This is a genomic window from Candidatus Protochlamydia sp. W-9 (assembly GCF_001950615.1).
GTDB classification, from domain to species: Bacteria; Chlamydiota; Chlamydiia; order Chlamydiales; family Parachlamydiaceae; genus Protochlamydia; species Protochlamydia amoebophila.
On record NZ_BCPZ01000159.1, the window covers coordinates 27,410 to 42,152 of the forward strand.

Consider the following 14,743-nt stretch of genomic DNA (forward strand, 5'->3'; position numbering starts at 1 on the left):
TAAGCGAACTAAAGATAGACATTAAATGTGTTATCTCTAAAATAAAAGCTACATTTGTTGTCATCAATCAATTTAGTGAATGTTTGATCATCCATTAAAGATAAGCTAATCATATAGATTTTGGATTTATATATTCGAAATCATTTAAGTTTTTGATCACTTGAATTTTTAGTCTTTAGCGAGTACATTATGTATCGACTTTTAAAAAATAGAATTAAAAAAACTGGCCTCTCCCCTGGGTCTTTAATTCCAATAGGAGAAAAACCTCCTCACGAAATTAAACTTTCCATCATTGAATATTCTGAATCAGAGTTTATTGAAAAAGAAAACGTATCTATAGAGGAATGTTTAGATCATCTTACGACTCCTAACATGACTTGGATTCAAGTGTTTGGCGTTTATGATCCTGCCAGCATTGCGTCGATTGGCAAACGTTTTGATTTACACGCACTTATCCAAGAAGATATTCTTAATACTTCTCAACGTCCAAAACTCGATGTCTACCAAGAACAAGTTTTCATTGTCGCAAGATTTTTAAAATATAATCAACAAAAGCATCAAATCCAAGACGAGCAAGTCAGTCTTATTTTTGGACAAAATTTACTCATTTCTTTTTTAGAGCAAGATAAAGATGTTTTTATTTCTGTTAAAGAAAGACTTCGACAAGGTAACATTCGCATACGCAAGCAAAAAGCAGATTATTTGGCTTATGCTTTGTTAGATACTATTGTGGACCATTATTTCATCGTTTTAGAAAAAATTGATACCAATTTAGATCATTTAGAAGAAGAACTTGTCCGTTCTCCAAAACCCGGTACTTTACAAAGCATTCAACGAGCTAAACAAGAAATAGCTGTTTTGAAAAGATCTATTTGGCCCATGCGGGAGGTAGTTAATCGTTTTCAACGTATTGAACCTCCTTTAGTTAATACGCATACACAAATTTTCTTAAAAGATCTCTATGATCATATTATTCAAAATAATGATATCATTGATGGGTTTCGCGATGTAGTCTCAGGAATGTTAGATATTTATTTATCTAACATCAATATTCGCTCAAACGAAATCATGAAAGTTTTGACAATTGTTTCCACAATTTTCGTTCCTTTAACATTTATTTCAAGCATCTATGGAATGAATTTTGATAGCATGCCAGAATTACATTATCCATTTGGATATCCGTTGATCATGTTGTTCATGCTAACTTTGAGCTTATTGATGTTGCATTACTTCCGACAAAAAAAATGGATTTAATCATGAACAGTTGTACGACAAAAAGTTAGAGCATAAAGAGTGCCAGGAAAGCCTTCACTTAAAGCCTCCGCACATTTATGAAGAGTTGTTCCTGTTGTCATGACATCATCGATGAGTAGCACCCTCTTATCCTGAATTTGAAACGTTTTTTTCAACTTGAACACTTGTTTAAGCTGTTTTCTTTGTCCTAAATTCAAAGAGGCTTGTCCGTAATTACCCGAAGTACATTTAAGACAATTTAAAAGAGGGATGTGAAGAATTTTTGCCATTTCTTCAGCTAATAAAAAACTTTGATTATATCCTCTTTTTAACCAATGAGAAAAAGACATAGGAACAGGGATTACGATATCAGGCAATGGCCACTTTAATCGATCAAATTGAGTCATTAAAAATGCTGCCATCCCCTTCGCCAAATGAGGTTGATTTCCATATTTTAATTGTTTGACAAGCGCTTGAGCTGGACCAAAATAATCAAAAGCTGAAGCTTGACGTAAAAAAAGTGAAGGAAAAGCCTTACATCTTTCACATTTATGCATGAAGGCATTATTTTTTAAATCAAAACAAATGGGGCATCTTTCTTGGGGATTAATCAATTCTAATAAAGAAGCACAAGCGTAACAAAAAACAGCTTGGCTAGGTTGTAAACTTTCTTTACAATATAAACAGGTAGCGGGAAAAACAAAATGGATCCAGGATTTTTTAATCTCCTGCCACCAATACATTTTTATTCCTCCGCCTGATTCAAAACATGACGATTTTTTCGATAATGATTTAAATCAATTTTTGCAGGATCAAATATTTCTCCTATCCACTCATTATAATTGTTTGCGAGGTAAGAAGAAATAGAATAATAATAGTTTGGGTACTTTTTTTTGATCCATTGATCGATCTTCCAAGCGACCTGCTCTAAATCTTTTTTATAAAATTTTCGTTGCTTAATCAGATCATCCCGTGTCAATTTGCCGGCATCTAAATGAAAAGGGTTTTCTCCAATAAATCCTGTGTTATCGATCACAGAATGATCTCGATCATAAATCCCTTTTTGATATTCTTGCATATACATAGTAAAAATTTTCGAGATAGCTTGTTTTGCTTTTTCTTGGTTTCCTCGTTCTAATAAACTCGTTAGATGATTACCAAGTGTTTCTCCTTTACGTTGAATTAAAAAAGCGACAGAATCTAAATCTACTTTATGAATAATCCCCATTTTATTCTCGAGAGTTACCTTATAATTCAAAAAATTTGTCGGTAATAAATGGAGATAAATTAAACCTGATTCAAGTTTGTTTTGTTGATATGCAATATCATAACCATTAAACACACTCATCAATTTTTTTTGCTTGCGCTGAAGATAAAGCTGTTTGTAGTGATTAAAAGGTGGTAAGGAAGGAAGAAGTTTTACTAAAAAATGTGGTTTAAAGTTTTTAAATTTAAAAAATTTCAGAACATATTGGTGATCTGCACTAACAAAGGCATAAGACTGAGCTCCTTTGCCAAGATAAGTATATTTTTGATCTAATATAGCTTTCAAAGACTTTTTTTCATGTTCCGATAAATTGGATGTCTTCCAGAAAGGTGTAAAATCTAACTGATAAGTGATATGAGCAATTCGAAAACCATCAGTTAAAGAATTGTAAAAGTAGATCCCAAGAAAGCTGAGAAGAAAAAATAAAAAGACAACAAACCATTTATTTAAAAACATTTATTTTCTCTATTAAATTTTATTTACTTTTGTTTTGTAAAATTATAAACGAAATTTAATTTTATTAAATATTTATTTACCAAACAAAGCTGCAGCTCCTTTTCTTGAAGTTTTTGCTTGCTTTTGCAAAGTATAGGTCGGCTTTTTTAAATTCCCTTGAACAGAGACAGTAAATAATTCAGCAATTTTAAAAATGAGATTATACTGTTTCATTCGAATCAAAATAGATAATTTTCCATCCAAATCTATCCAGGAAGGCTTTTCATGATTAACCAAGTAAAATTTAGATCCTCTTCCTTCGCTATAAACATCTTTAAGTCGAGTCAAATAAAGGCGATTGCCGTACATCTTAAAGAAAATTGTTCCGTTCACTGGGTTTAACACCTGGGGATCTAAACCGAGTCTTAAGATGATCTCAGCTGGAATTGCTAAAAGAGGAGTATGAATAACATTTTTAGGTGATGAATTCAGAAAATGACAACGTCCTTCAACTTGCCAAGTTGAAGCATCACCTAAGTAACCTTGAAATCCTTCTAAATCTAATCTTTTGACTAACAAAGATTTAAATTTATGTGCAAATGTCACTGTTTGTACTTCTTCTTTTAACAAAGCCGGTTTGAAATTTTTTACAGACAGTTGAGGAAGGCAAAATTGCCACACATTATTTTTATTTTGAAATACTGTTAACTTAGAGCATTGAAAAATACCTGCAGGATCTTCTATGCGAAATTGACTGATTTCTAATTTTTTAGGTTGATAATTAATGATGGCTTCAACTTGCTTAAAAATAAATCCTTTTAAAATCGCTTCATCAGCAGTTAGTTTCCCTTGAAAATAAAATGACTCTAATAAAGAGGGGCCTCCTTTTTTATTTAACCAATAATAACCAACCATTTTATACTGAGGGCCCAGCATAAGTTTTTGGATTTTTTTAGATATATCATAAGTTAGTAAAGGATCGATTAAGTTAAAATTTAAGCCAATCGTTCCTTTTAGAGCAAACCATTGCGAAGAAGACTCTTCGCAAACTTCTACAAGGTTTACATCTAATCCACAAAAATGTCCCTTTATTTTTTGAATATGAAATTCTTTCTTTTTATTTCGATTCCAAGAAATTTTTAAAGGGAAACAAGTTACTTTTTCATCAACGAAAAAACATTCTCCTTGATTAAGCTTTGGCCAAACTGACGTCCCTTTAATTTGAAATGCACATCTCTCTTGGTGGGTGTCTGCGGAAAATGTCAACGAGCTATTATCAATTGTAAACTGAGTATTTTTTAAATTATATAGCTGGCTATTTAAGAAATAAGCCCCATTTTCTAGATTCAATTGAATTTTTTGGCGAGAAGGGCTCATTTTAAAAGCACATTTCCCAACTAAATTGCCTTCTTGCTTACAATTTGATAGCAGTTCTAAACTATTTTCCTCGATAAAATCAGGAAAATGACGATATAAAATGGCAGAAAGTTCTTTCAAAGTCTGAGAAGGAAAAAGAAAATCACACTGTTCGCATGTCCAACCTTTTTTCATTGGATTGAAATAAAGCATTTTAAAATTACATTCAGCCAATTGTCGAAATTGTCGATTCAAGTTGATAGGAAGTTCGTGAATGAGAATTTCATTTTCTTCTAAAAAATCGATCTGAATCGGTCGATTAATTTCAAAAGAACAATTACGAACAGAAAGTGCTCTCGCCGTTCCTTTTAAATATCCCATCATCGAATGACAATATGAATCAGATAGAAGATCGAACTTAAGCTTTCCTTTTAGCTGTAACTGTCCTCGAGGGTTCCAATTAATAGCAAAATTTTTACAAATAGACCATTGCTCTATTCGTTCTAAATTAAGCTCTAATAAGTTCACTTGAAGATTTAACAACCCTTTATCAGGAATAAATTCTCCTTCTAAACCTAAAACAGTGGATTCAGAATCATTTAATCCAAAAAAATTAATTTTCCATCTGTCCTCTAATTGTAGAAAATCAACAGATAAATGGATATTATCCCATTGAATTTGATCAATGATCCATCGCCGGTTAGCTAACTTTCCTGCCAAAAAAGCTTTATGCATTGGACGAGAGTTAGAATGTATAGAATTACTTTCCAGTTGATAAGAAAAGCTATTTTCTGACTTATCATAATGCCAACTAAAATCTGCTACTCCTTCGACAGGTTCTAATTGATCTATTTTAGCAATGAAAGAAGCTGGTAAAAAAAACAATCCTGATTTTTTAAATAAACATAAATTTTTTATAAGGGGATAAATTTTAAAATGAGATGCAAACTCAAAAGAAGATAGATGTCCCTCTGCTGAAAATTCACATTGAAATTTTTCTGGGTAAATATGACTCAAATGCGATAAATCAGGATTGATAACAATCTGTTTACCTCCCCCTATTGTTTCTCGCGTGATGGCAACTAAACGGGCTAGTTCATCTTGCTCTTTTTTCACACAAATGTCTAAATCAATATCAATATAGGGTTTATTTAAATTTTTTAGAGAGAGGTGATGCCCGTTTAAAGCGCATTCTTGAACTACTTTTGGCTTTCCAATCAGTAATGTCCCTTGAATATCAGAGAGAGTTAAACAAGATTCAGAATGCAAATAATCTACATCAGCATAAAGACCTTTTAAAGATAAATTTTCTTTTTCAAAAGGAAAATACCCATCTAGTAAAGCTCCATTAGCTCTTGCGAATAGATGATAATTATTTGGGAAAAATTCAAATTTTAAAAATAATCCTTCCCCTTTCCCTACTAATTCTCCATCAATTCTCATTTTTGTAACAGGGGAAGAAATATGAAGCATTTCTAAGACATGCTGTATTTGAGAAATTTTACCACTGAAAATCGGACAATGAATTTTTAAATTGAATACTTCGGGAGCTGGATCTTCATAATCTAATGCCAAACAGCCAGCGAATTGAATATCCTGACACTCTCCTTCTAAAGAATGAATATGAATTGTTTGATTTTTAAATAAGACCTTACCTTGGATATTGTCAAAATGTAGCCCAGTATTTTTGTCTAAATAGGTAGCGCATCGAATAGGAATCATTCCTCGATGATGTAACGACCTGAAATTGAGTTCATGGAAACCTAAAAGTTTTCCAGGGACCGATGAATGTAATTGCTTAGATTCAATTAATAAATTTTCATTTTCAATCACTAATTGATCGATATCATAATTAATTGTCAGGAATTCTTGATCAATAGAACCTTTGACTTCAGCATTTCCTCTTACTTCTACAGAAGCTGGCTTGAATATAAAAGGCGCAACATATTCTTCAAGATTGACATTATGAGCATAAAACCAACCAAGCGGAGCAAATTTCCGTTCGGGATCATCAGCAATTTTTTTTAATTCTCCTCCAAAATGAATAAGCTGCGCATTTTCAGGGTTTTTCTGCCAAATGTTAGCAATGCCTGTTAAATCGACATTTGAAGCTTGTTTCTTGATATCAGCTACAATAGCTAACTGATGATGACTTAAATGATTGTGAATTCCTTGTTTCAAATGTTGAGGAAAAAATTTTGCTAGATCTTGCATTTCTCCATTTAACTTGATTTTAATAAGGTTCTCCTCCTCTCCCCACTCAATATCCATGTCTCCTTGAAGACCTGCAAATTGCAGGGATGCCAAAGCATGAGGAATAAGCCCTTTGACTACTTTTAAATGTGTCTGAATAGACGTTAAAGAAGGAACTTGATCTAGATCTAATAATTGAATATTTCCATTATCAATATGCAATTCAGTATTAATGGTTCGCCATATTTCTGGGACCAAGGGCTGAATAGATCCATTACCTTTTGCCTGTTTCAGAGAAAATTCAGCATTAAAATTAGAAAGTTTAAACTTCAAATCATCTACTTGAAGATGGTTAAATTGAATGTTTTCTAAATTTTTTTTAATGAGATGTGCTTCAAGAGAAGCCTGAAAAATCCCACTTTTTAATTCAATATTTGAAAGTTTAGGCCAGTACATACTCAAAATTCTTTGTATGAAACCAAACTCCACATGCGAAAGATTTGTTAACTTAATTTCAATTTTTTTAGGATCTTGAGATAATTCATCTAAAAAAAAATAGACATGGCCTTCTTGTTGGCTGGGAGAACGACAAAATAAATCCAGATTGAAATTTGGATGGCGTCGGGAATTTAAATTCGCTTCACCAATGAGATTGAAATCACATTGTTCTTGTTGATAAAGACCATTCGCTTTTAAATCAACCACCATTTTTTTTAAACTATCGATAGAGATACGCCCTAGAATATGGTTTATAGACCAACTGTCAATCTGCTTTGACTGGTAATTTAAGTGAGCGGGCTTTAAAAACTCAACATGACCAACAGTTGTTAAGGCGTCTTCCTCTTTATGAGAATGACTACTTTTTTCTAGATGTAACCAGGCTCGTTGAATATTTCCTTTTAAATTAGCTAAAATGTCTGTAAACGCTAATTGTTCAATATACAGATCCCCTGTTAAGTAAGGACGTGAATAAGGAACAAAAATCGCTTCTATTTTTCCATCTAAAATTCCTGAGCAGACTTGCCAATGATTCAATCCTTTCCATACCGTCTTAGCTAAAGAAAATAAACTAGTCACCTCAATTTCATGACATTGCAAGTTAATTTGCATGAAATTTGAGTGATTTACAGATTCTAAAATTAAATAGTTATTATTTTTTTCTGAACCTTGAAAATAAGCTTTAACATATCCACCGTTTTTTTGATTGAATGCTAAATCAAATTGCATTTGATGCGTTAATTGAGAAGAATTCCAAATCAAAGCTCCTTGATTAATCTTCAAATCTGCTTGAAGATTAATCCAGGTTGTTTTTTCAGTCCATGAACGCAATCGAGATAATTGGTTATCTTGTTTTTCTTTTAACCTATAATTTGGTTGATCCAGAGTGATAAAAAAATTAACTTGTCTATTCCAAAGATCTAAATTGTAATCTAAGACCATTTTATCAGCTGAAAACTGATCGTCTTCTGTATGTAACTCAAGCAAAACAATTTGATTTTTATGTAAAATAAATTTTTTAAACTGAAGTGGGGTTTCAAAATAACGCGCAGAATAATTTTGAATCATCCATTTTAAAATGGATGATTCAATCGCTTGATAAAACAAAACTATCCCTACCACACAAGCGACGAATGTAATAAGGTAAACTTTTTTAAACATACTTTAAAACTCAAAAACTTAGGATTTTCCAAAAAGGAAAACTTGCGTTCAAGTGACTGAAAAAAAAGTTTATTGTAACTTATTTATCACTAACACTCAATAGAGGTTGAGCAAATGCAGGAAACAATTTTTTACAAAAGATAAAAAAATTGAAGGGAAAGTTCACATTCCATATTGTTGAATGTAATAGCAAATAGCAACAGCAAAGAAAGCATATGAATTTACCACCAAAAAATCTGATCATTGGTCCTCACACAGTTTGTCTAAGTTGGAATGAAAATTTACCCGTTGTTAAACATCAGGATCAACTTTATCCTCACATCTGGCTTTTAGTGGAAGCATTACCTGAACTCTCAGATCCTCTCCATTTAGTTTCTTTTGCACAACTTTCAAACTTTTTGTGGAAAGGAGGAGAATTTGAATATATTGAATGTATTAAAACATATCAAAATAGTTACAAAGAGCGCATTGAACTCGAACGCGCTCAACCTACTATTTTTTTTGAACATCGTTTAACAGATTATAAAATCTTTGATGTTTCTATCATGCACAAACCTAAAATTGAATCGAATCAAGTTGTTTATTTTACTTATCAAGTTTCAACAGGGCTTCCGTATAGAGTCGTTTGCCCTTTTCCTTATAAATCTACCACCGCAACTATCCACTATCAAATTTTGCCTATTATTGAATAAATTCATCCCAAAAATAAATTTCCCTCATTCAAAAATTTTAACAAATAAGAATTTTTAAAGATTTTTTACGATCTAATATAACATGAAAAACAAACGTTACAATTTTCGTATTGCTGTTCATTATTTTTTTATTTGCAAGATCCGGCTAATTTGATAGCCTGACACAAAATACAATAGAAGTTTTGAAACTCAAAACACACCAATGTATGCAATCTAAAAACAATTTTTATACTTATATTGTTAAAGATTAGAAGGATGCGCGAATGCTAAGACGACTGTTAGATTATCAACTTTCTTTGACCGAAAAAGGAAAACCCCTACATAAGTTACGTCCCTTAATTGAAGCGACAGATACCTTTTTATACGAAGCTCCTTTAAATACGAAGAAAGGACCTCATATCCGCGATGCAGTAGATATTAAGCGTTGGATGATGATCGTCATTTTTTCTCTCATGCCTTGTCTCTTAGTGGCAATTTGGAATACAGGTTTGCAAAATTTCATTTATACAAGTGGTGATTTTAAACTGATGAATGAATATTTATCAGGATCCAATTCTTTACAAGGCTACATAGACTTCGCTTTGAAAGATAATCGTTTTTTAACCATTATCAAAATAGGGCTGACAACATTACTTCCCATTATTTTTATTTCATATGCAGTGGGTGGATTATGTGAAGCTTTGTTTGCTATTCTAAGAGGTCATGAAATCACAGAAGGACTTCTAGTCACGGGTATTCTATACGCATTAATTCTTCCTCCTACAATCCCTTATTGGATGGTGGCAGTCGGGGTAGCAGCAGGAGTCATTTTAGGAAAAGAAGTCTTTGGTGGTTCGGGTATGAATATCGTAAATCCCGCTCTTGCTTGCCGAGCTTTTTTATTCTTCACCTTTCCTGGAAAAATGTCAGGTGATGTTTGGGTTGGAACAAATCCTACATTGGTACGTGAAAGTTTACTTAAAATGAATCAAGATGCTCACACAGGAAGTTTAGATGGCTATAGTCAAGCGACCCATCTTGCTCGATTTAATGTAACTCCAGAGATCAAACGCATTCATGTAGACGCCATTGCTTCCAATGATTTAGGAAATCAAGTTCATTCCTTCCCTACCATTGAAAAACAATTTAATCAATGGAAAGAAGTTGGACAACATCAAGCCACTTTAACACAACTCGAATCTGATCAACTTAGGCAATTTGTCACATCCCCTCTTCAGGATGGAGGATTAGGATTAGCAGCAGGAAATTATGAAGATGCCTATCATTTTGCCTCCTTAAATTATGGTCTTGGACATAATAGTGACTGGCATTGCTTTTTAGGTGATAAATTAGGTTGCATGGGAGAAACCTCTGTTTTCGCCTGCATTTTAGGAGCTATTCTCCTAATTTGGACAGGAGTAGGTTCTTGGCGTACTATGGTAGGTATGACATTGGGAGCTTTTATGACAGCATTACTCTTTGAATTTGGTACACGTCTATTAGGAGCTGAGGGAGGAGCATGGAATCCAGCTGCTTTTACATTTCCGGCCTATAAACATTTGCTTTTAGGTGGATTAGCTTTTGGGATCGTTTTCATGGCTACAGACCCTGTATCTTCGCCTTCTAGAAAGTTAGCTAAATGGATTTATGGAGCATTTGCGGGAATGATTGCCATTGTCATTCGAACTATTAATCCCGCTTATCCTGAAGGAGTTATGCTAGCGATCTTAATGGCTAACGTATTTGCTCCCCTAATCGATTATTATGTAGTCCAATATGAAAGGAACAGGAGTTTACGACGTGTCAGAGCCTAATCAAAAACCTCGAATGAGCCAAAATCAATATACGCTCATTTTCATGGTTATCTTAAGTTTGGTCTGTGCATTGATCTTGTCAGTACTGGCTAGTTCTTTAAAAGGCCCTCAAGAACTTTCTAAAGAATTAGATCGAAGCAAACAAATGCTTATTGCTGCTCGAATCATTAGCCCTTATGGATATTTTTTAATACAAAACGAGAAAGGTGAATTTCTTCCTGCTAAATTCGTAACAGGAGGAAGTTTAGAACAAATTGATCGCGAAATCATCCCTACTGGAGAACAGATTTTAGAAATTTATAAAAATCGCATTCAACCGTTTTTAACTAATTCTAAAGGGGAAATAACAACTTTCCAAGAAGCTAAAATTGACGAATCTCAATATGTGGCTCAATACCGTAAAACAGGATACTATAGACAACCATGGAAATTGATTTACAAAATTTTCCCGAACAAAAAAAATTCTAAAGACATAGATGAAAACTCTCCGATTGAAGGTTATGTAATTCCCGTGAACGGAATGGGACTTTGGGATGCAATTTATGGGTATTTAGCCATTAAGCCAGACGGAAATACAGTCATTGGAATTTCTTGGTATGATCAAAAAGAAACTCCTGGTTTAGGAGCAAATATTGCGGATGCTCCTTGGCAAAGCCAATTTCCAGGTAAGCACATTTTTCAAGAAAGTGCTGATGGAAAAACAGATTTTCAAACCGCAACACTTGGAATTACTGTTGTTAAAGGAAAAGTCAGCGAAGTCCTGGGAAATTCGCCCAAAGCTTTAAGTGCAGTAGATGGCATGGCTGGAGCCACACTAACCGGTAATGGAGTTACAAACGCATATAAAAATGTCTTAGCAGCTTACAGGCCTTTTTTAATTAAATCTCAGGATAAATTTGCTAAAATTCAATCACAATAAAGGGAATTCATGAGTCAGCCCGAACCTCCAGTTTCGAGTTATTTTACCTCACAAATTTGGTCTAGTAACCAAGTTTTAGTAGCTGTTTTGGGAATTTGTTCTGCCTTAGCGATTACCAACCGATTAAGTGTTGCCATTACGATGGGGCTTTCAGTATCATTTGTCACAGCTTTTTCCTCTCTGTTTGTTTCCTTACTGAGAAAAATTACTCCAGACAGTGTTCGCATGATCGTTCAATTAGCAATTATTTCCGTTTTTGTCATTATTATTGATCAGTTTTTACAAGCTTATTTTTTTGGTATTTCTAAAGTTTTAAGTGTATTTGTTGGATTAATTATTACAAATTGCATTGTGATGGGAAGAACAGAAGGAATGGCGAAAAATGTAGGGCCTTTAGCAGCTTTTTTAGACGGGTTAGGTGCTGGAACGGGTTATGCCATTGTCTTATTCATTATTGCTTTTATTAGAGAGTTATTTGGATTTGGCCAACTATTTGGTTATCAAGTTATTCCCCAATCATGGTATGCCACAGCAGCAAATCCTGACGGCTATGAAAACTTTGTTCTGATGGTTAGTCCTCCGGCAGCTTTTTTTCTAATCGGTGGTCTCATTTACGTATCTAAAAAAATGCAAGGTAATGCTTAATACCATTTATTGAAAAGAGGAGACTTTATCATGTGGATGGGACCCTACAGCCTGCTAAACCTTTTTGGTCTGTTATTACAAGCTGTATTTATTGAGAACTTTTTACTTGTCAATTTCTTAGGAATGTGTACCTATTTAGCCTGCTCTAATAAGCTAAAAACAGCTAATGGATTGGGTATCGCTGTTGTTTTTGTATTGACAGTTTCTGGAGTTTTAAATTGGTTTGTGCATCGTTTTGTGACAGGCCCGGGAGCTTTAACCTGGTTAAGTGCATTTGGAATAGATAGTTCTCAAATCAATCTCGGTTTTTTGGAGTTTCTACTATTTATCTCTGTGATTGCAGGTTTTACACAAATCCTCGAAATTATTATCGAAAAAGTTTCTCCCGCTCTTTATATGTCGCTTGGACTCTATCTTCCTCTCATTGCAGTCAATTGTGCAATTTTAGGAGCTTGCCTATTTGCAGTGACTCGAGATTATCCTTTTTTTCCTAACCTTATTTACGTCTTTGGTTCAGCTGTAGGCTGGTGGCTTGCCATTGCTTTGATTGCAGCTATTCGAGAAAAAATAGCGATATCTAATGTGGTTCCCGAATTAAAAGGAATGGGGATTACTTTTATCATGTCAGGATTAATGTCTATGGCATTTATGGGGTTTACTGGTATCAAGCTTGCTGATCCTTTGCCACCAGAAGCTACTCCTGAACAAGTTTCCTTAAAAGATTCAATTATGCCTATGGATTCCTCCCCTCATGGAGCATCGACGTTAAGCAAATAAGAATTATCTTAAAAAGAGTTCAAAGGGTTAATTTGTAATTTTTACAAAAAATTGCCTAAATATCCTTTCAAATTATGTCGAAGGCAAAAGTTTTCATCATAAAAGCTACTTTGTAAGTAACGCTTTTTTTAAAGCTTTTTTTAAATAAATTTAGTTCCTTGCTCCGTAATAGACGGATTGCCGGGAACGCTATGAGATCCAGCCAGAAGCAATTAATAATGCTGCTAGAGGAATCATCAATTTATCGTAAGCTTTTTTATAACAAGCATATCATTCTTCATAAAACCAAAACATCTTGCCAAAGTACCAATTAAATTGATCTTCTGCAGAACCGTCAAAGAAATGAATTTTATATAAAAATTATGATTTTAATAAAAAATGCACATCAAATTTTTGTTATTAAAAAATATTTAATTAATTTAATCTGTTTTTTGCAGGTTTTGACTTTATTCCGCCTAAAAGTAAAATGCTTCTTAAGTTAGCTATAAGTTAGCTAATTGTTAAACTTAAAAACATTTAAGCTTGACTACAAAAAATGGCCAATTTTTACAATGTCCAAAATTAATTGGAGGAAATTATGATAAATAATGTTTTTAACTCTTTTATAGAGCTTTGTAAAGATTTTCAGGTTAGTGAACAAAGTCTTTCTTCTGTTTCCGATTCAGTTGCAGAAGAAGCAGGACAAAAATTTTTTAAAAGCATTGGTTCTCCTTCTTGTCATTATCAAGCAAAATTTCTGAGCGAAATATCAGCTCAAATTCCTACCCACCTTAGCTTAAGCCTTTATAAATTTTATTTTTATCAAGTTAAAGATATTTCTGATCCAACAGATCCTACGATATTAATACAACTTAATCAAATTACTCAACTTGCCGATAAAGCAATCCACGATTATCAAGAATGCATTAAATTAATGGAAAAGGGCATGGGTCGAGAAATGTTTAAATTTTTACCAATGTCAATGTTAAATTATTTGTATGGGCTTGAATTTGTGAAAATAACGGTTGAATCAGACCTAAATTGTCAATTGGAAGAATTGATAGATCTCTTTATAAGTCATATGCCTGAAACGAAGTTGGAAAATTTTCGTTTAGTCATCCAAAAAATGCGTAACATTGATTTACCATTTGATTTATATGCTATAGATGATTGTGAGCAGAAAGCGCGAACGATAATACCCGTTGAAATTTTTGCGAGAGTTCATCATCGCGCAATAGAAGACATAAAGCGTTTATTTCAACACCATACTGATAATTTCTTAGAAAAAGTTTTAATTGCCAGAGATTTAGAGACAATCGAGCTTTTCCAAAAAAATACAGAAAGAGTTAAAAGCTTATGAATAATATCAATTCTTGTGATTCTAGCACTATTGTTGAGCCTTGCTATACTTGTAAACGTTTTGAATTTGATAATCCAAATGATTATCAAAAACATTTGATCCGAACAATTATCCGGGTACTCGTACCTATTGATAGAATAGGTAAATGGAGTTGGTATTTGGTCAAAATATATAACATTGCCCAGCCTATTTTTAAAATCTTATTTCAAATATTTGAGTTTATCAACCGGTGTGCTTGTTTGTTAGCAAAAGGGCTTATTTCAATAAAAACTAAATTAGTCGGAATCGATCTCCATATACATTTATTTACAGTTGTTAACGTTCAACAACCTCGTTGTTCACACATGGCACATCGTTATACCGAAAATGCTTTATCAGTTTAGATAAAAAAATGATATCTATTCTAATCTAAGGTAAAATATTGTTTCCCCTATT

The 14,743-nt window shown here is 33.2% G+C and carries 11 protein-coding genes; 8 read left to right on the top strand and 3 right to left on the bottom strand.

The genetic code is table 11. The features are described 5' to 3' along the window. Positions 1 to 189 precede the first annotated feature (189 nt). Positions 190 to 1,254 carry a magnesium/cobalt transporter CorA gene (gene corA, locus BU804_RS05340; RefSeq protein ID WP_075883280.1) on the top strand — a complete coding sequence of 355 codons (1,065 nt, stop codon included), beginning with the start codon at positions 190 to 192 and terminating at the stop codon, positions 1,252 to 1,254. On the opposite strand, the gene BU804_RS05345 is transcribed toward corA, so the two are convergent. From BU804_RS05345 to BU804_RS05355, 3 genes are all read right to left on the bottom strand, one after another. After that, on the bottom strand, positions 1,251 to 1,976 hold the full coding sequence (locus BU804_RS05345; protein ID WP_075883281.1) for a ComF family protein: 726 nt from the start codon (positions 1,974 to 1,976) through the stop codon (positions 1,251 to 1,253). The genes corA and BU804_RS05345 overlap by 4 nt on opposite strands. A 2-nt stretch (positions 1,977 to 1,978) precedes the next feature. Then, positions 1,979 to 2,956, bottom strand: coding sequence for a hypothetical protein (locus BU804_RS05350; RefSeq protein WP_075883282.1), 978 nt, complete (start codon positions 2,954 to 2,956; stop codon positions 1,979 to 1,981). 72 nt (positions 2,957 to 3,028) lie between these two features. Beyond that, positions 3,029 to 8,143, bottom strand: coding sequence for a hypothetical protein (locus BU804_RS05355; protein ID WP_075883283.1), 5,115 nt, complete (start codon positions 8,141 to 8,143; stop codon positions 3,029 to 3,031). Positions 8,144 to 8,358: 215 nt separating this feature from the next. Between BU804_RS05355 and BU804_RS05360 the strand changes: the two genes are divergently transcribed. From BU804_RS05360 to BU804_RS05390, 7 genes are all read left to right on the top strand, one after another. Then, the gene (locus BU804_RS05360) at positions 8,359 to 8,835 is read left to right on the top strand and encodes a hypothetical protein (protein WP_075883284.1); all 477 of its coding nucleotides are present in this window, start codon (positions 8,359 to 8,361) and stop codon (positions 8,833 to 8,835) included. 263 nt (positions 8,836 to 9,098) lie between these two features. Further along, on the top strand, positions 9,099 to 10,628 hold the full coding sequence (locus BU804_RS05365) for a Na(+)-transporting NADH-quinone reductase subunit B (protein WP_075883285.1): 1,530 nt from the start codon (positions 9,099 to 9,101) through the stop codon (positions 10,626 to 10,628). Then, a complete protein-coding gene (locus BU804_RS05370; RefSeq protein ID WP_079988622.1) occupies positions 10,615 to 11,547 on the top strand; it encodes a Na(+)-translocating NADH-quinone reductase subunit C in 933 nt (310 codons plus the stop codon). The genes BU804_RS05365 and BU804_RS05370 overlap by 14 nt, the downstream gene beginning before the upstream one ends. A 9-nt stretch (positions 11,548 to 11,556) precedes the next feature. Then, the gene (locus tag BU804_RS05375) at positions 11,557 to 12,192 is read left to right on the top strand and encodes an NADH:ubiquinone reductase (Na(+)-transporting) subunit D (RefSeq protein ID WP_011174849.1); all 636 of its coding nucleotides are present in this window, start codon (positions 11,557 to 11,559) and stop codon (positions 12,190 to 12,192) included. A 30-nt stretch (positions 12,193 to 12,222) separates the two neighbouring features. Continuing rightward, a complete protein-coding gene (nqrE, locus tag BU804_RS05380) occupies positions 12,223 to 12,969 on the top strand; it encodes an NADH:ubiquinone reductase (Na(+)-transporting) subunit E (protein ID WP_075883287.1) in 747 nt (248 codons plus the stop codon). 577 nt (positions 12,970 to 13,546) lie between these two features. Then, positions 13,547 to 14,308, top strand: a complete 762-nt coding sequence (locus BU804_RS05385) for a hypothetical protein (RefSeq protein ID WP_075883288.1) — start codon at positions 13,547 to 13,549, stop codon at positions 14,306 to 14,308. Further along, positions 14,305 to 14,691: a hypothetical protein gene (locus tag BU804_RS05390; protein WP_075883289.1), complete on the top strand. Its 387-nt coding sequence runs from the start codon at positions 14,305 to 14,307 to the stop codon at positions 14,689 to 14,691. Before BU804_RS05385 ends, BU804_RS05390 begins: the two co-directional genes overlap by 4 nt. The last annotated feature ends 52 nt before the right edge of the window (positions 14,692 to 14,743 follow it).